Annotated in this window: 21 protein-coding genes; 5 read left to right on the top strand and 16 right to left on the bottom strand. The window is 52.0% G+C overall.

The features are described from left to right. From ACI43T_RS06905 to rpsF, 14 genes are all read right to left on the bottom strand, one after another. A partial coding sequence (locus ACI43T_RS06905) for a hypothetical protein (protein WP_405386092.1) occupies positions 1–273 on the bottom strand: 273 nt, incomplete at its 3' end. Between the two features lie 157 nt (positions 274–430). Next, positions 431–901 carry a hypothetical protein gene (locus ACI43T_RS06900; RefSeq protein ID WP_405386090.1) on the bottom strand — a complete coding sequence of 157 codons (471 nt, stop codon included), beginning with the start codon at positions 899–901 and terminating at the stop codon, positions 431–433. A gap of 26 nt (positions 902–927) precedes the next feature. Then, complete coding sequence (locus tag ACI43T_RS06895) at positions 928–1,440, bottom strand: pentapeptide repeat-containing protein (RefSeq protein WP_009173321.1); 513 nt, start codon at positions 1,438–1,440, stop codon at positions 928–930. Between the two features lie 229 nt (positions 1,441–1,669). Beyond that, positions 1,670–1,912 carry a hypothetical protein gene (locus ACI43T_RS06890; protein ID WP_050748712.1) on the bottom strand — a complete coding sequence of 81 codons (243 nt, stop codon included), beginning with the start codon at positions 1,910–1,912 and terminating at the stop codon, positions 1,670–1,672. A gap of 11 nt (positions 1,913–1,923) precedes the next feature. Beyond that, positions 1,924–6,069, bottom strand: a complete 4,146-nt coding sequence (locus ACI43T_RS06885; RefSeq protein WP_405386087.1) for a PAAR-like domain-containing protein — start codon at positions 6,067–6,069, stop codon at positions 1,924–1,926. 225 nt (positions 6,070–6,294) lie between these two features. Continuing rightward, a complete protein-coding gene (locus ACI43T_RS06880; protein ID WP_405386085.1) occupies positions 6,295–8,205 on the bottom strand; it encodes an alpha-amylase family protein in 1,911 nt (636 codons plus the stop codon). A 375-nt stretch (positions 8,206–8,580) separates the two neighbouring features. Next, entirely contained in the window at positions 8,581–8,754 is a 174-nt protein-coding gene (locus ACI43T_RS06875) for a hypothetical protein (RefSeq protein ID WP_405386083.1), read from the bottom strand. Between the two features lie 130 nt (positions 8,755–8,884). Beyond that, a complete protein-coding gene (locus tag ACI43T_RS06870) occupies positions 8,885–9,220 on the bottom strand; it encodes a YbaB/EbfC family nucleoid-associated protein (protein ID WP_009173318.1) in 336 nt (111 codons plus the stop codon). Between the two features lie 131 nt (positions 9,221–9,351). Next, a complete protein-coding gene (gene dnaX, locus ACI43T_RS06865) occupies positions 9,352–11,451 on the bottom strand; it encodes a DNA polymerase III subunit gamma/tau (RefSeq protein WP_405386080.1) in 2,100 nt (699 codons plus the stop codon). A 163-nt stretch (positions 11,452–11,614) separates the two neighbouring features. Further along, a complete protein-coding gene (gene mltB / locus ACI43T_RS06860; RefSeq protein WP_405386078.1) occupies positions 11,615–12,697 on the bottom strand; it encodes a lytic murein transglycosylase B in 1,083 nt (360 codons plus the stop codon). A gap of 276 nt (positions 12,698–12,973) precedes the next feature. After that, the gene (rplI, locus tag ACI43T_RS06855) at positions 12,974–13,429 is read right to left on the bottom strand and encodes a 50S ribosomal protein L9 (RefSeq protein WP_009173315.1); all 456 of its coding nucleotides are present in this window, start codon (positions 13,427–13,429) and stop codon (positions 12,974–12,976) included. A gap of 16 nt (positions 13,430–13,445) precedes the next feature. Beyond that, positions 13,446–13,676, bottom strand: a complete 231-nt coding sequence (rpsR, locus tag ACI43T_RS06850) for a 30S ribosomal protein S18 (RefSeq protein ID WP_405386076.1) — start codon at positions 13,674–13,676, stop codon at positions 13,446–13,448. A gap of 6 nt (positions 13,677–13,682) precedes the next feature. Then, positions 13,683–13,985 carry a primosomal replication protein N gene (priB, locus tag ACI43T_RS06845; RefSeq protein WP_372338374.1) on the bottom strand — a complete coding sequence of 101 codons (303 nt, stop codon included), beginning with the start codon at positions 13,983–13,985 and terminating at the stop codon, positions 13,683–13,685. Further along, positions 13,982–14,359, bottom strand: a complete 378-nt coding sequence (rpsF, locus tag ACI43T_RS06840; RefSeq protein WP_009173313.1) for a 30S ribosomal protein S6 — start codon at positions 14,357–14,359, stop codon at positions 13,982–13,984. The genes priB and rpsF overlap by 4 nt, the downstream gene beginning before the upstream one ends. A gap of 245 nt (positions 14,360–14,604) precedes the next feature. Here rpsF and ACI43T_RS06835 point away from each other — a divergent pair, with 245 nt between their 5' ends. The 5 genes from ACI43T_RS06835 (at position 14,605) to ACI43T_RS06815 (ending at position 19,370) form a co-directional block, all read left to right on the top strand. Then, complete coding sequence (locus ACI43T_RS06835) at positions 14,605–15,555, top strand: bile acid:sodium symporter family protein (protein WP_377079999.1); 951 nt, start codon at positions 14,605–14,607, stop codon at positions 15,553–15,555. 233 nt (positions 15,556–15,788) lie between these two features. Further along, on the top strand, positions 15,789–17,951 hold the full coding sequence (locus ACI43T_RS06830) for a heavy metal translocating P-type ATPase (protein ID WP_405386073.1): 2,163 nt from the start codon (positions 15,789–15,791) through the stop codon (positions 17,949–17,951). 104 nt (positions 17,952–18,055) lie between these two features. Further along, positions 18,056–18,313, top strand: coding sequence for a hypothetical protein (locus ACI43T_RS06825; RefSeq protein WP_009173310.1), 258 nt, complete (start codon positions 18,056–18,058; stop codon positions 18,311–18,313). A 129-nt stretch (positions 18,314–18,442) separates the two neighbouring features. After that, positions 18,443–19,006 (top strand): SGNH/GDSL hydrolase family protein, encoded by a 564-nt coding sequence (locus ACI43T_RS06820; protein ID WP_405386071.1) that lies wholly within the window; start codon positions 18,443–18,445, stop codon positions 19,004–19,006. 115 nt (positions 19,007–19,121) lie between these two features. Beyond that, positions 19,122–19,370, top strand: a complete 249-nt coding sequence (locus ACI43T_RS06815) for a CsbD family protein (protein ID WP_405386069.1) — start codon at positions 19,122–19,124, stop codon at positions 19,368–19,370. A gap of 81 nt (positions 19,371–19,451) precedes the next feature. On the opposite strand, the gene ACI43T_RS06810 is transcribed toward ACI43T_RS06815, so the two are convergent. Both ACI43T_RS06810 and ACI43T_RS06805 read right to left on the bottom strand, forming a co-directional pair. Further along, positions 19,452–19,841 (bottom strand): VanZ family protein, encoded by a 390-nt coding sequence (locus ACI43T_RS06810; protein ID WP_405386067.1) that lies wholly within the window; start codon positions 19,839–19,841, stop codon positions 19,452–19,454. Then, complete coding sequence (locus ACI43T_RS06805; RefSeq protein ID WP_297955000.1) at positions 19,838–20,044, bottom strand: dioxygenase; 207 nt, start codon at positions 20,042–20,044, stop codon at positions 19,838–19,840. The genes ACI43T_RS06810 and ACI43T_RS06805 overlap by 4 nt, the downstream gene beginning before the upstream one ends. Between the last annotated feature and the right edge of the window lie 2 nt (positions 20,045–20,046).

The following is a 20,046-nucleotide window of genomic DNA, read 5'->3' as shown; positions in this document are numbered from 1 at the left end:
CTGATTTTGTGCGGCTTTCCTTGTCGGGAATTGCGAACACGGGTCTTGCTGTTCCTTTTCGCAACGCCCCACGGCCGTCCGTGCCTCCGACTTCGAACGCGAAGCCGCAATCGCCGCTGCTGCCGCCTGATGCGCCGACGACACCCCGCCCGTGGCGGAAATTGCTCCCGCGCCCGCTCCAAACCCGCCTCCGCCCGCAATGCTTCCGGCAAGGCCCAACAATCCCAGTGGGGCAAGCCACATCTGCATGTTCGGCACAATACATATACGCATTCTCTCCGCCCGACAGCCCTATCGGATTCTGCGGATGTTTTCAGACGGCCTCAAAAGTTGAGGCCGTCTGAAAAACGGTCTTAATGATTTTGAAGAAGTTATACACTGCATACGTTTCTACGGATACGTCTATTCGTTAGATTTAGTTTTATGCAGATTACGATTTCATCAATAAATTTTCTAAATATTCTAAACTTCTAAAAAAATATACCTCACCCACAGATTCAATAATATAATTACAACTTCCAAAAAGTATATTTTCTAATACTTTCTTTAATACTAACAATTCACTTTTTTTAATAAATTTAAACATTTGATGTAAATTTCTATCAATTGATAGACCAACTATAAATTCTTCAAGAATTATAGGGATATTCCCATCAACAGCACCTTTTTGAATATCTTTTATAATTATAGGTAAAAGATAATTAATACCTTCAGGTAAGAACATGGTTAGCGGGATATAATTACTATCATCTAATTTGATATTTTGAATAGGTGTTTCTTCATAATATTGAAACTCCTTCATATATTCATTTTCAGTATAAGGATCATTTCTATATTCGTGTTTAAAAATTTCCTTTTTTGTTGGAAAAGGGCGATAATCAATTTCTAAAAAATTATCCATTTTCTTCTTACCCCCTATAATTTCAGTTAAATATCATTAAATTTATCTACTATCTTTCCATTAAAAATGACATTTTCAAACTTAGCCTCAATATATTGTGTTTCTTCATTATAACTAGCTATTTTAGAAAATAAATTTTCTTCAAAATTAGAATTATGAAATTTAGAATTGGAAAAATCAGCCCCTATCAAATTACAATTAGCAAATACGCTCCCTACAAAATTACAATAATTTGCCTGAATAAATCTTAAATCACTATTTATAAAGTAGCATTTAATAAATTTACTATTTTCTGCAGGGGCAGTAACTAATGAACAAAAATTAAAAATACAATCAGTAAACACACTATTCGATAAAAATGCCCCTCTCAAGGAACAATTATAAAACTTCAAATTGGAAATACTTTTATTTGTCAAATCCAATCTGTGAAAATTATAATTTTCCAAACTCAATGAAATATCCACCAATTCCGGATTTTTCTCTAGTTGAAATAATAATTTCATATCAGGCATTAACAAAAGATTTTCATCAAATTCCATAATGGCTCCTAAAAACTCTCAATAGAAGGATTTATTGTACTTAGCGGCAAGCGTAAGGCTGAAGGGGATGATGTCCACGGTGTTGTTGGAGCTGGTTGTCTACACAATAGACTTGCCACCATCCTATGATTTCCATCCACAATCAACACCCCGTCCATTTTCACAGGAGAAGGAACACTACCTACCTCAATCAAAGTGGTATATCTAGCCTCCCTAGGTCTAAATTTTATTAAATCATTCTCTCAATTAAATCTATATCAGGTTCGTCATCTCTTGTTATTTGAACCAAACCCATATCATCAAAAAGTACCATAATGCCTCCTCCTCTACCCTTCAACATAGTAAAATCATACCCATCTAGAAAAAGGTCCTTATCAATTAAACATATAACAATACCTTTCTCTATGGGATAGGAACCAGTCCAACATACAATATCTCCCAACTTAATTTCTTTTCCATTAGAATATTTCAATTATCTATTCCTTAATTATTAACAAAAGGTTCTACTGGAACCATATTTGACTTTAATTGATTAGGTTTTAATACATATTTTTGCTTTGCCCAAAAACAATCACATTTTGGATAAGGCATTTGGTTTGCTTCAAAAATATTGTGATGAGAACCATAAACACCATGCTGCTTTACATTGTTAGGAATAATATCTAGTGGTCTATAACCCAATGTTTTAGGTTGGATAATTTTTCCTGATACTGTTTTACAAGGAGGACATTTACCTTCGGGAGGTTTATTACATTTCCCAACATCAGATACGGATACCGCAGCTCCGCCCGCGCTACTTCTACTTCCCGTAAAGCCTCCCGATTGGGTTGCCTGCTGCCCAGCCACAACCACTGCACCGCCGAACAACAGCATCCAGAGTTCGTAACCTCCCAAAGCCAATGCGGGATTCAGCCCCAGCGGGTCAATCCACATCTGCACATTCGGCGCGTACGTATACGCATTCTCCCCTCCCGACAGCCCTATCGGATCCTGCGTCAGAAACCGTCCCATGTCCGCATCGTAATAGCGCAGCAGGTTGTAGTGCAGCCCCGTCTCTTCGTCGTGATGCTGGTTCTGCAACCGGAACGGCTGGCTTACGCCACAGATGTCTTCCTCCCGCTCCAGCCGCCCCAAGGCGTCGTATTCGCCGTACCACAGCAGCCTGCCCTCCGCATCGGTCAGCTCCCGCGGCCGCCCGATTTGGTCGCAGTGGAAATAGTGGATGCTCTCGTGGCTCCCGTGCTCGGCATCGGTCCAGTTGCGCACCTGCGCCAGCGGTTCGTAGCCGTCCTGTCCGGCGTACAGGTAGGTATGCGTCTGCCAGCCGTCGATTGTTTGTACCAGCCGGTCGCCGCTCCATAAGTAACGGGTTTCGCCGAGGATGCCGCCTTCGGCATCAATCCGACGTTTGCGGATGCGCCGCCCGACTGCGTCGTATTGGTATGTCCAGCTTTCTTTCTCCCGCCCGGGACGGAAGATGTCCGCCTGCACCAGTTGGTGCAGCGGGTCGTAATGGTAGTTGTGTACTTCGCCGTCTGCCTTCTCTTTCTGGATGACGTTGCCGAAGTCGTCGTAGTAATAGCTGTGGCCGTTGTGGTGGCGGACGCGGTTGTCGTTTGCCGGCCGTCCGATGATTTCTGCCACCGCTGCGGCGGCCGCTCCGTCTGCTTCGATATGGTCGCGGATGTTGTGCGCGGGGTCGTAGGCGTAGCTGCGCCCTGCTGCGGACACGGTCCGTCCCAGTGCGTCGTAACGGTATTGCGTGCTGCCGCTACGCTGGTCGTTGCTGCGGACGAGGTTGCCGTCCTTGTCGTAATGGTAGCTGCGTCTGACGGCATGGGCGCTGACTTTCCTGCCGTCGGCGGCAGTGTGCTCCAGTACCGCCCGCTGCTCTTTCAGACGGCCTGCAGGGTCGTACCGGTAACGGGCCGTCAGCCTGCCCTGCGTGCGCCGGATCTCGCGGTGCAGTGCGTCGCGCTCGCAATCGCTGACGGTCTCGCCGCCGAACATGAGGCCGTGCTGGTGGCCGCTGCCGTAGTAATGACGGCTTATCCGCCGTCCGTCGGGCAGGTCGGTGGTGGTACGGTTACCGTTGCCATCGTAGTGGTGGCTTACCAATTCGGTATGTAAAACCAGCAGGTGGTCGTGTTCCCTGCTCTGCCAGTCCAGTTCGGGCAGTGCCTGCTCCCGGCATTCGGCGGCGTCGGGATGGTCGCGGCCGTGTTCGCCCACCAGCCTGCCGTTACAGTCGTATTCGAAATAGTTGACGTGTTCGGGGGTGGCGGCGCGGACCAGCCGCCCCTCGCCGTCGTAGTGGTAGGCGCGCCGTACTTCGCCGCCTTCGTGCCGGCTGGCGCACAGATATTGCAGCCGTCCCAGCTCGTCGCGGCGATATTCGGTACGTATCAACGGGGGTTTATCTTTGAGGCCGTCTGAAAGGCTTTCCAAACCGTGTGCGGTGATGCTGTTGCCGTATTCGTCCCGCGCGCTCAATTCGCCGGCGGCGTTGTAATGGTAAACAGTCAGATTACCGTCGAAGCCTGTTTCGGCGGCCAGTCGGTCAAGTGCGTCGTAGCGCAAGCGGTAGACGGCGCCGTTTTCGTTGGTCAGCGAAGTCAATCGACCGGCCGGGTCGTAACGGTAATTGAAGCTGCGGCCCAGCGCATCGATGCGCTTGAGCGGCTGGCCGTCCGGACGGTATTCGTAGGTTGTGCTGCATCCTGCCGCGTCGGTGTGTCCGATCAGGCGGCCGGCGCTGTCATAACGGTAATATTCGCTGCCGCCGTCGGGATGGTGGATATGGCTGAGGCGGCCGTTGCCGTCGTAGTGGTATTCGGTGCGCTGCCCCAGTGCGTCGGTGAAGTGCGACAGCCAACCTTCGGCAGTATAGGACAGTCGGGTTTGGTTGCCGGAACAATCGGTAATGCTTTCGAGTCGGCAGTCGGCGTCATAGCGGTATTCAGTGCTGCCGCCCTCCGGCAGCTCTATGCACTCCGGCAAACCGTCGGCGCGGTAGCGGTAGCGGGTGATGTACCGCTTCGGGTCGGTATGAGAAATCAAGTTGCCGCGTTCGTCGTAACCGTAGCTGTGGCAGTTGTCTTCGGCATCGGTGCGGCTGCTTAGCCGATAGCCGTCGTCGTAGTCGTAATTTAGTTCGCTGCCGTCGGGGCGGATGATACTTTCCAGCTGCCCTTCGCTGCTGTAGCCGAAACGGGTGGTGCGGCCCAGCGCGTCGGTGTGAGCGGTCAGCCGCCCCAGATGGTCGCGTTCCATTTTGATGCGGCTGCCGTCGGCAAAAACGCGGGCGGTCAGTTCGTTGTGGCAGTCGTAATGATATTGTTCCGTCCGTCCCAGTACGTCGGTTACTTCGGTATAACCGTCGCGGTAGGCAAAACGCCATTCTTCGCCCAAACTGGTCCGGTTGCGGATCACCCGCCCGCCGGTGTCGTAGCGGTCGTATTCGTAATAAGATGCCAATCCGGCCGCGTCGGTGTGTTCGGTCATGATGTGGTTACGGTAGCCGAAACGGCGTACTTCGCCGCCGTCCCGCCCGATGACCCGTATCAGGTCGCCGCCGACACTGTATTCGTAACGCACCAGCGCCTTGCCGGTACGCGGTGTGCCGCCGAAGAAATCCGGCAGCCCTTCCGCCAGCAGGTACACCGCCACCAGCCGCATTTGCGGTGATGCGGCATCGGCGGTATTGGCAAAGCGCAGATAGAACACCCGACCGTTACCGTCGATAACATATTGCGGCAGCCCGCTGCGGTGGTGGTAAAGGATGCGGCGATGGTTGCCGTTGGCGTCCTCGGCCGCTACCAGCGGGTAATGCCTGCCGCTTTCGCCTGACGGATCGTCTGCCGAAACCGACAGCGGGGCGAAACGCAGCGTCAGCGAACCGTCCAAGCTGACTATCAGGTAATGGCCGTCTGAATTTTTGCTGAACCAGATTTGCTCGCTCTCGAACAATACCGGCTCTTCATCATCTTCCTCCACCTCAGGCAGCGGGAACTCCCGTCCCTGCACGTCGGTATAGACCAGCCCTTCGGCAGTACGTTCTATGCGTTCGCTCCCCGGAACACTCCAGCCCTGCCCCAGCCAGCCCGTACCCTCTTGGTCGGAATAGTAGCTGCGCTGCCAAATCAGCGGCATCAGGCCGTCAAAGGCAAAATCGGTTTCGCCTTCAAGAAACTTCAATCCCAATACCGGATTGACCGGCCTCCCCGCCGCCAGCGCCGCTTTACACGACAGACAGGTATTCTTCTTCAGCGGCTTGTTGAAATTGCCGTTCATATGAAACATGTCGCCGGTGCGGATAATGTAGTGGCTACGGATTTTAACCGATGCGGAATGCTGCATCGGCCATGCTGCCTCGCCTACCGTGCGCGAGATTACCCCTTTGCGCTGCCCCGGCTCGTCGCCATATGTTTTGGGTGCTTTGCTGGCGTTGTAGACGAACGCCGGCCTGCCGTTAATCAAAACGTCTTTCGCCACTTTCACCGCACCGCCCAAATCTGCAAATAACGGAAACGGCACCGGTGCTGCCAATCCGGGAACGAAGCAGAAATCCGGCAGGATGCTGATCACTCGAAAACGGCTGTCTTTACGGGCGATTTTGTTCGCAGCCATCAGCCTCCCTTCTTTTTAAGTGTATTTAAATTTATGTATGGATATGATTTATTGAGATGCGGTATGTAAACATAAAGTTTCCATCTTCCTGCAAAACTTTTTATACGGGGAGTTTGAAGGAAAGATGGAAACTGTCGGTTTCATGTGAAAAGGCATGGCTGAACCGTTCATTGATTCTTGCATAATACAGAAAGAACGGCCTTTGTCATGCCGGTGGGGCGGTTATCAGGCGATTTCCAGCCACAGTACCTGATACGGTCGCAACGTTACCCCTTCGTGCAGGGAAACGGTTTCGCCGCTGATGAGGTCGAACGCTTCTTCCGGCATGGCCGACAGCGTCAGCGCGCCGACGGTTTGGGTGTCTTCGCTGAAATTCGCCAGCACCAGCAGGGCATGGTTGCGGGTGTAGCCCAGCACATGCGCGTTATTGGTGTTGAACGTACTCAGACGGCCTCCGTCGAATTTGTCGTTGCTCTGGCGGATTTGAATCATGTGGCGCAGGCCCTGGTAGATTTTGCCTGCGTTGGTAGACGGGTCGTTGCGCTGGCCATACAGCGTTTCGTTGTAGTGCGGACGGTGCGCCCAGCGGCTGTCGTCGCTCTTGTTGCTGTCGCTCGCCCATTCGTCGTCGTTGAGCGTGCCCACTTCGTCGCCGAGGTAAATCAGCGGCAGGCCGCCGGTACTGAGGACGACGCTGTATAGGAGTTTGATGCGGTCGACAGCGTAGGGGTCGTTTTGCGCCAGTCCCGCCAAGGCGGCCGCAGTACCGCTGACGCGGCAGTCGCCGGTATTCGGATTGTATTGGAACGGTACGCCGCGGGCGAAGCTGCCGTCGAAGTGGTTGACGAAGAAGCGGTTGAGGAACTGACGGTGGTTATAGCCCTGAATGCCGAACTGCGAGGCATCTTCGTCAGCAAACGTCCAGCCGATGTCGTCGTGGCTGCGCACATAGTTGACCCAGCCAGTGTGTTCGGGCAGGTTGTGGCGGTAGGTCAATGCCTGCTGGAGCAGATTGACTTCGCGCGTGGCCAGTGTGTTCCAAAGCAAGGCCATTTGCAGTGGGTTGTAGCCGATTTGGCATTCGTTTTGGTGGATATACTGCACCACTTCGTCTGGATGGACAATCGCTTCGGATTTGAAGAATACGGCGGGGGCGGCGATGCGCATGACGGAGTTGAACGCGCGAATCAGGGCGTGTGCCTGCGGCAGGCTTTCGCAGCTGGTACCCATCTGCTTCCAGATGAAGGCTACGGCGTCCATACGCAGGATGTCCACGCCCAAGTTGGCGAGGAACATCATTTCGCCCGCCATGGCGTTGAATACCCACGGATTGGTGTAATTCAAATCCCATTGGAAAGAGTTGAAGGTCGTCCATATCCAGCGGCCGTCTTCCAGTTGCGAGAAGCCGCCCGGATGCTGGTCGGGGAAGATTTCGCGCAGAGTGCGGTCGTATTGGTCGGGCATCCAGCGGTCGGGGAAAATATAGTAGAAATTGTCGTATTGCGGGTCGCCGCCGACGCAGCCCTTGGCCCATTCGTGTTCGTTGGAGGTATGGTTGAAAATAAAGTCCACCACGGCGGAAATGCCCGCTTCGTGCAGCGCACTGATGACTTCGCGCAAATCGTTTATTGTGCCCAACGCGGGATTGACGTCGCGGTAGCTACTGACGGCATAGCCGCCGTCGCTCTTGCCTTCGGGGCATTTAAACAACGGCATCATGTGCAGGTAAGTCAGGCCCAGCTCCCTGAAATACGGGATTTTTTCTTTCAGGCCTTTCAGGTCGCCGGCAAACAGGTCGACATAACATACGCCGCCGACCATTTTGTTCGACAACAGCCAGTCGGGATTTTCCTCGCGCGACAGGTCGGTCGCCTTCAAATCCGCGCCGCGCTGCGAATAACTTTTCCAAGCGTTGGTAACCAACTGCTCCAGCATGGGCAGCACTGCTTCGTTGTTGCCGTATACATTGTCCAATTCGTGCATCAGATTGGGGAAATGCACGTCCAGACGCTCGCTGAACTTCTTCCAATCCTCGGTTTTTTTAATCCTTGTGCGCGATGCCTGTGCATAACCTGACAAAGCATAATCTTTGAGGTGTTGAAGCGTTAAATCGATTTGTTGGGCTTGGGTCAACATAATGCCTACTCCGTTTGAGATGAGGTAAAAAAATGGGAAATCTGCAAGCGGCCGTTGCCTACGCACCGGATGGGCTGCACATTCGGAAAATTGTGTTTATCCTTATAAAACAAGGGCATTCACCATCACAATACACAACGGCAATCGAGAAATATCATACTTCAAGCCACTGTTTCTGCCTAGATAGCCGACACGGCACTCCCACCGTGTTTTCAGGCAGATACGTCCCATTTTGTCCGAACCGGAATCCGGTTTGCGAAGCATTGCCGCTGGTTTTAGGCCGTCTGAAAAATATATTGACACTTAAATGACGTTATTTATCTCGTTTAACGCATAATCAGCCAAAAAAATTCCGTCTCTAACGCGGAAAAATTTTTACCGGACGCGTCCGTCATACCGTATCCCTTTGATGCAGGTCAAACATACCGCAGGCCGTCTGAAACCGTGTTCCAACTCCGTGCCCTGCCATAATCTTTCGAGCTTTAGATACTGCCGCCCTTCCGAGTGTTGCTCGCCGACAGGCTGGGAGGGCAGATCATGTTCTCCCACGACGCCTCTGCCGGCATGATGGCTAATCTTATGGAAACAATAATAATGGTCCCCCGTTTTCAGTATAGGCTATACAAAAAGGCCGTCTGAAAACCTGTTTCAGACGGCCTTTGACTTGCCAACCGTTGTATCAGCGGAAAAAGTCGCCCATTCCCGCAGGCAGGCCCTGCGTAAACGCGCCCATGGTCTTGTTGGCGGTTTCTTCGGCTTTTTTCGAAGCATCGTTGATGGCCGCCAATACCAAATCTTCCAGCATTTCTTTATCGTCGGCGGCCTCTTTAATCAGGTCTTCGCTGATTTCGAGTTTGCGCACGACATGGGCGCAGGTCATGGTTACTTTGACCAAACCGTTGCCCGCTTCGCCGCCGACCTCGGTATCGGCCAGCTTCGCCTGCGCCTTTTTCATATTTTCCTGCATCTGCTGGGCCTGCTTCATCAGTCCGCCCAATCCGGCTTTTCCGAACATTCTTTAAACTCCTGTTTCAATAATGGGGTTGTGGTAACGGGTCGGATCGGTTTCGCATTCCGCCCTCGTCATAATCGGTTGCAAACCGGCTGATATGCCGGCTGTTTCTCTAAATTTCAGACGGCCTCCGCCTATTCCTTGTTTTCAGCCAGTTCCAACGTATCCTGCTGCCACTGCGCTTCGAAAATCCGCATAATCTGCTGCACTTCGTTGTCGGCTTCAAGACATTCCTGCGCCTGCTGGCGGCCTTCGAGCTGCAAACGTTTGCGGCGCATAATCGGTGTTTCCAAACCCTTGCCGTCGTCCCACGGTTCGGTTTGCAACTTAAGCGGCAGGCCGTAGGCATCGGCCAGCGTATCGCGGATTTTGTCCAAACGTTCTTTATTGGTGGTGGCGCGCGCTTCGTCGGCCAGCGCCAGTATCAGCAGATGGGTGTCGGCATCGTAACCGGCCCATGCCGCATGTTGCGCCAGCATCTGCGCCGCTCCCAATTTCCTTGCGAAACGCTGTACCACCGCCGCCCAATTTTCGGGCTTGAATTCGGGCAAAGCGGCAAACTGCCGTTCGTCTTCATCCGCTTCGTCTTCCTCTTCATCCAGTCCGGCCATACCGGACATCGCAGCGGCTTCAGGTGCGAGTTCCGCTTCTTCGGGGAAATACGGCGGCGGTTCGTCGGCAGCGTAATCGGCCGATTTGTCCAACGGTTGTTTATTATCTGCTTCGTTCGACTGCGCCGGTATGTTTTCAGACGGCCTTACGGTTGCCGCCGTTTCCGTCTGAACGGTTTGCGGTTGTTCCGGCTGCGGCACGGCTTCTGCTTCGGCAACCGCCGTTTCCGCTACGGTTTCAGACGGCCTCTCATGCTCAAGCTGCGATGCCGCCATTTCAGGTTCGGCAGGCGTCGGAACAGAGTCGACGGATGTCTCGACTGAATCAGTCAAACCGACTTCCGACTCGGCAATCTCTTCATCCGCAGCAGCCGTATTTTCAGACGGCCTGCCGTCTCCGGCCGGGGCTGTCCGAACCGTCTGCGCTTCAGTTTCCTGCGGCAGAATCCGAAGCGGCTTTTTTTCGGTCGGCTCCGAAGCTGATGCAAAACCTAGCTGCGTATTTTCAATCACACCGTCCGTGCCATGCGCTTCGGCGGCAAACGGAGCGAACGCCAGCATCCGCAACAGCGTCATCACAAAGCCCGCATATTCGTCGGGGGCAAGGCTCAAATCCTGTTTTCCATGGATAACACATTGATAGTAAAGCTGGATTTGTTCACCGCTCAAAGCGCGGACGAAATTTAGCAGATTCTCCCGTTCGGGGTCGTCGCCGTCCAAAGCGGAAGGCACGGCCTGAATCAGCGCGAGCCTCTGAAGCAGCATAGCCAGTTCGCTCAGCGCACTGTCGAAACCAATGGCGCGCGCGGCCATTTCCTGTGCTTTACCCAATAAAGCCTTACCGTCCCGATTGACGATTCCGGCCAGCAACTCGTAAAGGTATTGTTTGTCCACCGCGCCTATCATCTGGCGCACATCCTGTTCCGCAACGCTGCCCGAACCCATTGCGATTGCTTGATCAAGCAGGCTCAACGCATCGCGCATCGAACCCGCACCCGCGCGTCCGATAAGTTGTAAAGCGGTTGCTTCATAAGGGATTTTTTCACTTTCCAGCACATGCGCCAAATGATCCGCCACTTGCTGCGTAGTCATATTGCGCAACACGAATTGCAAACAGCGGCTCAATACGGTAACCGGTACTTTGTGCGGGTCGGTCGTCGCCAAAATAAATTTCACATGCTCCGGCGGTTCTTCCAGCGTTTTGAGCATGGCATTGAACGCGCTTTTCGACAGCATGTGCACTTCATCAATGATATAGACTTTGTATCTGCCTGCGGTCGGCGCGTACTGGGCGTTTTCCAATACCTCGCGGATATTGTCGATACCGGTATTGGAAGCGGCATCAATTTCCAGCAAATCGACGTAACGTCCGGCGTCAATCTGCGTACAACTTTCACATACGCCGCAAGGCTCGCCGTGTTCGGCATGTCCGCAATTAAGGCTTTTCGCCAAGATACGCGCAATCGTGGTTTTGCCCACCCCGCGCGTGCCCGTGAGCAGATAAGCATGATGCAGACGGCCTTCGTCAAGTGCATTGCGCAAAGCTTTGACAACGTGTTCCTGTCCGACCAAATCGGCAAAAGTTTTCGGCCGCCATTTTCGGGCAAGCACTTGATAAGCCATAATTCTTCTCTGGATAATGATAAATTCGCGCCGAGGCCGTCTGAAAACTTTGTTCAAAAACCGGCCGGAACCCGCATTCTAACATTTTTTTCCAATGCACAATATGCGGCGGCACTCAGGCAAAAACCACCCTTACGGGTGGTTTCAACCGATACCTTGGATTTTACAGTCCAGCCGGACCGACAGCATTGGCAATGTCGCGCACGGCGGTAACGTACATACGGCTGTGGTTGTATTTCCAAACCGCATAGAAATTGTTTAAACCCAAATAATATTCATATACGCCCGGGCTGATTTCCAAACGGTACAAAACGGCTTTTTCACTGTCGGCCACGCCTTCCATCGGCACTACGCCCAATTCCCGAAAATCCGCAACCGTACGTGTCAGCGCGGTTTGCTCGTCAATAATCGCCTGAATCTGCGGAGTCGGATCCAGAGTTACGGGCACAATCATTTTGCCTCCGGTCTGCCAACCGTGCGCCTTCATATAATTGGCCACCGAAGCAGCCACATCGCCGATGTTGTTCCAAATATCGCGGTGCCCGTCGCCATCATAGTCCACCGCCCACTTACGGAAACTCGAAGGCATAAACTGCGGCATACCCATCGCCCCCGCATAACTGCCTTTGAAGCTAAATATGTCGGTTTTCTCTTCCTTCGCCATCAAAAACAGTTCGCTCAATTCGTCTTGGAAAAATTCGGCACGACGCGGGTAATCGAATGCCAACGTACTCAGCGCATCCGCCACACGAAAACTCCCCGTATTTTTACCATAATTGGTTTCGATACCGATAATCGCCACAATCAACTCAGGAGGCACGCCGTATTTACGCGACACATCATCGATTACGTCACGGTTCGCCGCATAAAATTGTCTGCCGCCGTTAAACTTAGACTCACCCGAATTTCCGGTACGGAATTCATACCACGGACGCGAAGTGCTCGGCCGGTAAATAATGCTGATAATATTGCCCTTATACACGGCATTATCAAAAAAATCACGCAAATCGGCTTCTTTAAAGCGTCCTTTGGCCGCTTCATATTTGATAAACGCCTGAACATTGGTATTGGCATTAAACCCGCTGCTGGCCACCGACTCAGCAGCAGCATCGAAAGCCGGACGCTTTGTTAAAGGTTGCACGCCCTTCTCTTGCCCGCTGACAGAAGGTCTCCCGGTCTGATTACTGCTACAAGCCGCCAATGCGGCCGCCACCGCCAGCAATATTAATGATTTTTTCACAAACATTTCGTTTCATCCCTTTCAAAACAAAAAGTTAAAAGTATACTAAATCAAGTTTTAAATTTAAAAAACATTGGATTAAGTTTTACCGCAAAATACATTCTCTACAAACAGCAAATAACCTACATCATACAACATCGTTTTACCCTAATGTAATGCAAATTATCTGATGCAGTGTAAATTATTCACATAAAAGGCCGTCTGAAAAGCCCGAAGCAAATTTAAAATTGCTCCCGTGCTATTTCAGACGGCCTCTGCGTCGTAATATACCGTGGCGACTACTTATTCAACGGCCGCAGCCACTACTGCAACGGTAATTTTCGCAACCGCATCGGTATGCAGTACAACTTCCAATTCATATTCGCCGACAGCTTTCAATGGACCGTTGGGCAGGCGTACATTCGCTTTAACAGCTTCAATACCGGAAGCAACAACGGCAGCCGCGATATCAGCATTGGTTACGGAGCCAAACAGACGACCGTCCACGCCTGCTTTTTGGGCGATGGTTATGGTTTGTCCGTCCAGTTTTTCCTGACGTGCTTTAGCATCAGCCAAAATCTCGGCCTGTCTGGCTTCCAATTCGGCGCGACGTGCTTCAAATTCCTGCATGTTGGCTTCGGTAGCACGTTTGGCTTTACCGCTAGGAATCAAAAAGTTACGGGCGTAACCGTTTTTTACGGTTACGATATCGCCCAGATTACCCAAGCCGCCGATTTTCTCTAACAGAATAATTTGCATGATTTACGCTCCAAAATTATTTGTGTTGATCGGTATACGGCAGCAAAGCCAAGAAACGCGCGCGTTTAACGGCGGTAGCCAACTGACGTTGGTAATGGGCTTTGGTTCCGGTAATGCGGGCAGGAATGATTTTTCCGTTTTCGGAAATAAAGTCTTTCAGCAGTTCTACCTGTTTGTAATCGACTTCTTGGATTTTTTCAGCCGTAAAACGGCAGAATTTTCTACGTTTGAATGATTGACGGGCCATTGTCGTTTAACCTTTATATTCTTTGATTTTCTGTATCCGCAGTATCGGTCGGGGGAAGCGCTGGCTGCGTTGCGCTAAAAAACCTTCGGCTTCTACCATAATATTTTGCCGATACTGCCACATTTCTGCTTCCTTACCTAAGATGCGCGCGTGCATTTCGAATTTTACAAGACATTTTTGTCCGTTTTCTTCCTGCCAAGATTCATGTATCAATATCAAATCCAAAACAGGAATGCCTGCCGGCGTATATCTTAATGCACCGCATTCGGCGATTCGGGCGGTAAGGCGTAAAAGATTTTCCAATCTTATTCGGCTTCGGCAACTTCTTCGGCAGTTGCCGCGCTGTTCAGCAGATTTTTAGTTTTTTCGCCGCCGAGCATCGGGGATGCTTCGGTAACGGCATGTTTGGTTTTGATGGTCAGATGACGCAACACTGCATCGTTAAAGCGGAAAGCAGTTTCCAACTCTTCCACTACTTCGGGAGTAGTCTCAATATTCATCAACACATAATGTGCTTTGTGGATTTTGTTAATCGGGTAAGCCAGTTGGCGGCGGCCCCAATCTTCCAAACGGTGGATTTTGCCGTTTGCTTCGGTAATCATGGTTTTGTAACGTTCAACCATTGCGGGCACTTGCTCGCTTTGATCGGGATGAACGATAAACACGATCTCGTAATGACGCATGCTATCTCCTTATGGATTGAAAACAGCCTTCTACCATGCGAAGAGTAAAAGGCAAGGTTGTGAAACGCACTATTATAGGGTAATCCTGCCGAGCAAAGCAAGCGTAATGTATCAAAAGCGTTTAGACTTTCGTTAGCATAATACCGCTTAAGTTTCAGACGGCCCCTCGATATCCGGCATCTGTACCGGAAACCGGAATATGTGTATCCTCTCCTTTTTCTTTCTTTTCAATTATTGACAATTTTATGAACAAACTAACTCGAATCAGCAATTTTATCGGCAAAACCTTTGCTTTTTGGGCGGCATTGTGCGCCGCTGTCGCATTTTATTTCCCCGAAACATTCGAATGGGTAACGCCGCATATCCCGCTGTTTTTAGGCATCATCATGTTTGGAATGGGACTGACGCTGACGCCGTCCGACTTTAAAATCATCGGCAGGCATCCGAAAGCCGTCGTCATCGGTGTCGTTTCCCAATTCGTCATTATGCCGCTAACCGCCTATTCCTTAGCCGTAGGGCTGAACCTGCCTGCCGAAATTGCCGTCGGCGTTATTTTGGTCGGTTCATGTCCGGGCGGAACAGCCTCCAACGTTATAACCTACCTGGCGCGCGGCAATGTGGCTCTTTCGGTGGCGGTAACCTCAGTTACCACTCTGCTAGCTCCTATTATGACGCCGTTTATTTTCTGGGCACTGGCGCACCAATGGCTGGAAATATCCGCTGCCGATATGCTGGTTTCCATTATGAAAATGGTATTGCTGCCGATTATATTGGGCGTGATTGCGCACACCCTGTTCCGCAGGCAGACCGAAAAGGCCGCCGGCGCATTGCCGCTGGTTTCCGTTATTGCGATAGTTTTGATTATCGGCGCGGTCGTCGGTGCAAGCAAACCCAAAATCATAGAAAGCGGTTTACTGATTTTCGGCGTGGTGGTCCTGCACAACTGCATCGGTTATCTGCTGGGCTTTCTTGCCGCCAAACTCTGCAAACTGCCTTACGATGCGCAAAAAACGCTGGCTATCGAGGTCGGTATGCAAAATTCCGGTTTGGGCGCGGCGCTGGCCTCGGCGTACTTCACTCCGCTGGCGGCCGTACCCAGCGCGCTTTTCAGCGTGTGGCACAATATCTCCGGTTCACTGCTGGCTTCCTATTGGGCTTCAAAAGCGGAAAAGGCAGATCCGGCCAAACGGCAATAATTGACTGCGGATAACGTATGAAGGCCGTCTGAACAAACAGGATTGTTTCCTTCTGTTTCAGACGGCCTTCTCTGTTTTTCCCGCTCGAAATGCTTTTTATCCACCATTTGACTTTTACCCGCGGTAAAGGTTTATAGTTACCCATAACTTAGATTAAGGCCGTCTGAAAATACAGTTTATAAAGTTTGTCTGATTTGCTTTCAGACGGCATCGGCTGAAAGAAAGGTCTATATATGCAACAAAAAGTCCGTTTCCAAATCGAAGGCATGACCTGTCAGGCCTGTGCTTCGCGCATTGAAAAAGTGTTGAACAAAAAAGACTTTGTCGCCGAAGCGGGGGTGAACTTCGCCAATGAAGAAGCGCAGGTGGTGTTTGATGCCGACAAGGTATCGGCGCAAGACATCGCCGCCATCATCGAAAAAACCGGTTTTTCGGCAAAAGAGAAAACCGACGCGCTGCCGTCTCCGGAAACGGAACTGCATATCGGCTGGCGGTTGTGGCTGCTGTTCGCCATAAACATCCCGTTCCTTATCGGCATGGCAGGCATGATGATTGGTCGGCACGATTGGATGATTCCGCCGTTGTGGCAATTCGCGCTGGCAAGCGTGGTACAGCTTTGGCTGGCGGTGCCGTTTTACAAAAGCGCGTGGGCAAGCATTAAGGGCGGACTGGCAAATATGGACGTACTCGTTACCATCGGCACGGTGTCGATTTACCTGTATTCCGTCTACATGCTGCTTTTCAGCCCGCACGCGGCGCACGGCATGGCGCATGTGTATTTTGAAGCGGGCGTGATGGTGATTGGTTTTGTGTCGCTGGGCAAATTTTTGGAACACCGCACCAAAAAATCCAGCCTGAACAGCTTGGGCCTGCTGCTGAAACTCACGCCGACCCAAGTCAACGTGCAACGCGATGGCGAATGGAAACAACTGCCCATCGACCAAGTGCAAATCGGCGACCTTATCCGCGCCAACCACGGCGAACGCATTGCCGCCGACGGCATTATCGAAAGCGGCAGCGGCTGGGCGGACGAGAGCCACCTCACCGGCGAATCCAACCCCGAAGAGAAAAAGGCGGGCGGCAAAGTGTTGGCGGGTGCGCTGATGACCGAAGGCAGCGTGGTTTACCGCGCTACGCAGCTCGGCAGCCAAACCCTGCTCGGCGACATGATGAACGCGCTGTCCGAAGCGCAAGGCAGCAAGGCGCCGATTGCGCGCGTGGCGGACAAGGCGGCGGCGGTGTTTGTGCCTACTGTCGTGGGCATTGCGCTTTTGACTTTTATCGCCACTTGGCTGGTGAAAGGCGATTGGACGATTGCGCTGATGCACGCCGTTGCCGTTTTGGTGATTGCCTGCCCGTGCGCGCTCGGTCTGGCGACGCCCGCCGCGATTATGGTCGGCATGGGCAAGGCAGTGAAACACGGCATTTGGTTTAAAGACGCGGCGGCAATGGAAGAAGCCGCCCACGTCGACGCCGTCGTGTTGGACAAAACCGGCACGCTGACCGAAGGCAGGCCGCAGGTTGCCGCCGTCTATTGCGTGCCCGACAGCGGCTTTGACGAAGACGATTTGTACCGCCTCGCCGCCGCCGTCGAACAAAACGCCGCCCACCCGCTCGCCCGCGCCATCGTCTCCGCCGCCCAAGCGCGCGGTTTGGACATTCCCGCCGCACAAAACGCGCAAACCATCGTCGGCGCAGGCATTACCGCCGAAGTTGAAGGCGCGGGATTGGTTAAAGCGGGCAAACTTGATTTTGTCGAATTAAAGCTACCTGAAAACCTTTCAGACGACGTCTGGCACATCGCAAGCATCGTCGCCGTTTCCGCCAACGGCAAGCCCATCGGCGCATTCGCACTCGCCGACGCATTGAAAGCCGATACCGCCGAAGCCATAGGTCGTCTGAAAAAACACGGCATCGATGTTTACATCATGAGCGGCGACAACCAAGGCACAGTCGAATACGTCGCCAAACAACTGGGCATCGCACACGCCTTCGGCAACATGAGTCCGCGCGACAAGGCCGCCGAAGTGCAGAAACTCAAAGCCACCGGCAAAACCGTGGCGATGGTCGGCGACGGCATCAACGACGCGCCCGCACTCGCCGCCGCCAACGTCAGCTTCGCCATGAAAGGCGGCGCGGACGTTGCCGAACACACCGCATCCGCCACGCTGATGCAGCATTCGGTCAACCAGCTCGCCGATGCCCTGCTGGTGTCGCAGGCGACGTTGAAAAACATCAAGCAAAACCTGTTTTTCGCCTTCTTCTACAATATCTTGGGCATCCCGCTCGCCGCACTCGGCTTCTTAAACCCCGTCATCGCAGGCGCGGCAATGGCGGCAAGCTCGGTGTCGGTGTTGAGCAATGCGCTGCGCTTGAAACGGGTAAATATTGAGTGAGAATCTTAGAGGCCGTCTGAAAATATCCCCCTTTGTTTTCAGACGGCCTCTAACCGTTATAATCCCCCTATCCTAACCAATCTGCCAAACTAGGAGCACACCGTATGGACATGATGACGTTTACCAATATTTTATTGATTGTTTTATGTATTTTCACCATGTTACTGGTGTGGTCGCGCAACTGGAAACGCAAGCAGGCATATTTTGAGAAAATCAAAAGCAATCCGGAAAACCTCAAATGGGTCGGGCAAAATCTGACCGGCCAGGAATGGAAAGACCTGAAAACCGTCGGCGACCGCTTCGGACTGCCCATGTTGCAGGCCAAGCAGTTGATTGATTTTTATAAAAACAGTCGGAACTGATTGCATGATTTAACAATAGAATTTGACTGAAATTAAGGCCGTCTGAAAATATCACTCTTATAATAAGTAATATTTTCAGACGGCCTCGGCATTTGCCGTTCCGTTTTAAAACAAAGGGAGGGAATAAAAATGACCGTTTATCTTATCGGCGACTCCGTGCGGCTCGCTTCGGAACCTTATACCCGCGCCGCGCTGCCTGATGCAGGCATCGTTTCTCCGTCGGAAAACTGCCGTTCGTCGCACGATGTTTTGCAGCATATCAAACAATGGACGGCGGGTGCGGCTGCCGGAGACATCGTCCACATCAACTGCGGCCTGCACGACATACGCCGCGACCGAGGCAGTAACGGGCCGGTGGCCGATTTGGAAACCTACCGGAGCAATCTGACCCGTATTTTCGATTATCTGAAAAAGACGGGGGCGAAAATCATTTGGGCCGACAGTACGCCGTTTCTGGAGAGCGTGCATAACATCGTCAAATCCTCGCGCCGCTATCTGGCCGATTTGAAGGCGTATAACCGTGTGGCGGACGATTTGGCAAAACAATACGGTTTCGCCATCAATGATTTATACAGCCTGATGTTCCGGCAGGGCCTGACCGCACTGATGTTGTGCGACGGACTGCATTTCAACGAATTCGGCAGCGAAATGATCGGCAAGGCGGTAGCCGAAGCAGTGTCGAAGCAGATGTAGGGAGCCTTAGCCGTTTTACAGCCATTTACGGTTTTCAGACGGCCTCTAGGTTGCGGCCGGACGTTCATCGGGATATAGTAACTCCCCCCATTAACATGAAATCAAGGAATAGGCTATGAGCGGAAAATTAGACCAAATCAGCGGTAAAGTAAAAGAAACTGCCGGAGAAGTATTCGACGATTCCAAACTCAAAGCGGAAGGCATTATCCAGCAAGGAATCGGCAAGATAAAAGAAGCCGCTGCCGACATTGAGGAAAAAGCAGGCGACGTATTGAAAAAAGGCAAAGAAGAAGCGGGACATTTGGTTGACGAAGCGAAAGAAAAAGCCGGAAACCTGATTAACGATATTAAAAGCAAATTCTGATACATCCTCGTTTGAAACCATAAAAAGGCCGTCTGAAACACGATTTCAGACGGCCTTTTTATATAGTTTTTACCGCACGGTTTATTGTGCGGACGGCCCGCGTGCCGCTTTTTTTACCGCTGCGGTTTTTGCCGCCAGCCACAAAGCGGCCGACGCACCGAGCATATCCGCGATGCCGTCGCCGACCGTTCCTTCGCGCGTAGCGGTAAACGCCGCCTGCGCCCATTCGCTGCCCGCGGCAAACAGCAGGGCAAACGCCAGCAGCCCGCGATACGGGATTTTCAGTCCGTCATGGATAAAGGCTTTTGCCAGCAGCCAGATTTGGGCAAAAAACAGGGCGAAATGCGCGGCTTTGTCGAAATGCGGAAACGGCGGCGGCGCATTGCCGGATTCCCTGAAAATCAGTGCGTAGATACCGGCGGCAAACCATGCGGCGGCGAACAGGGTGAATTTGTTTGCGGGCAATTTCATGGCTGTTCCTCATCCAACCAAGTCTGGCAGAGAGCGGCCAAACGGGCGAACCTGCCGCCGCGGGCGTTCAATATATCGCGCCATTGCGCCACTTCCGCGGCGGACGGCGCTTCGTCCATACTGCATTCATACAGCCAGAAATCGAGGGTTTCCCCTACGGTACCGGCGGATTCGTTTCGGATAAGGTCTAAAAGTTCGGTCATAT

The sequence above is a fragment of the Neisseria oralis genome, assembly GCF_045062685.1.
Lineage (GTDB): Bacteria > Pseudomonadota > Gammaproteobacteria > Burkholderiales > Neisseriaceae > Neisseria > Neisseria oralis.
The sequence above is the reverse complement of the archived record's forward strand: the minus strand, read 5'-3'. Positions and strand labels throughout refer to the sequence as shown.

Coding starts and splice junctions, on each gene's coding strand:
- ACI43T_RS06885 (WP_405386087.1), bottom strand. CDS start 6,069: ATGGCTGCGAACAAAATCGCCCGTAAAGACAGCCGTTTTCGAGTGATC.
- ACI43T_RS06825 (WP_009173310.1), top strand. CDS start 18,056: ATGGACATGATGACGTTTACCAATATTTTATTGATTGTTTTATGTATT.
- rpsF (WP_009173313.1), bottom strand. CDS start 14,359: ATGCGTCATTACGAGATCGTGTTTATCGTTCATCCCGATCAAAGCGAG.
- ACI43T_RS06870 (WP_009173318.1), bottom strand. CDS start 9,220: ATGTTCGGAAAAGCCGGATTGGGCGGACTGATGAAGCAGGCCCAGCAG.
- ACI43T_RS06815 (WP_405386069.1), top strand. CDS start 19,122: ATGAGCGGAAAATTAGACCAAATCAGCGGTAAAGTAAAAGAAACTGCC.
- ACI43T_RS06895 (WP_009173321.1), bottom strand. CDS start 1,440: ATGGAATTTGATGAAAATCTTTTGTTAATGCCTGATATGAAATTATTA.
- rpsR (WP_405386076.1), bottom strand. CDS start 13,676: ATGGCCCGTCAATCATTCAAACGTAGAAAATTCTGCCGTTTTACGGCT.
- ACI43T_RS06810 (WP_405386067.1), bottom strand. CDS start 19,841: ATGAAATTGCCCGCAAACAAATTCACCCTGTTCGCCGCCGCATGGTTT.
- ACI43T_RS06880 (WP_405386085.1), bottom strand. CDS start 8,205: ATGTTGACCCAAGCCCAACAAATCGATTTAACGCTTCAACACCTCAAA.
- ACI43T_RS06805 (WP_297955000.1), bottom strand. CDS start 20,044: ATGACCGAACTTTTAGACCTTATCCGAAACGAATCCGCCGGTACCGTA.
- ACI43T_RS06830 (WP_405386073.1), top strand. CDS start 15,789: ATGCAACAAAAAGTCCGTTTCCAAATCGAAGGCATGACCTGTCAGGCC.
- dnaX (WP_405386080.1), bottom strand. CDS start 11,451: ATGGCTTATCAAGTGCTTGCCCGAAAATGGCGGCCGAAAACTTTTGCC.
- ACI43T_RS06820 (WP_405386071.1), top strand. CDS start 18,443: ATGACCGTTTATCTTATCGGCGACTCCGTGCGGCTCGCTTCGGAACCT.
- mltB (WP_405386078.1), bottom strand. CDS start 12,697: ATGTTTGTGAAAAAATCATTAATATTGCTGGCGGTGGCGGCCGCATTG.
- ACI43T_RS06835 (WP_377079999.1), top strand. CDS start 14,605: ATGAACAAACTAACTCGAATCAGCAATTTTATCGGCAAAACCTTTGCT.
- ACI43T_RS06900 (WP_405386090.1), bottom strand. CDS start 901: ATGGATAATTTTTTAGAAATTGATTATCGCCCTTTTCCAACAAAAAAG.
- rplI (WP_009173315.1), bottom strand. CDS start 13,429: ATGCAAATTATTCTGTTAGAGAAAATCGGCGGCTTGGGTAATCTGGGC.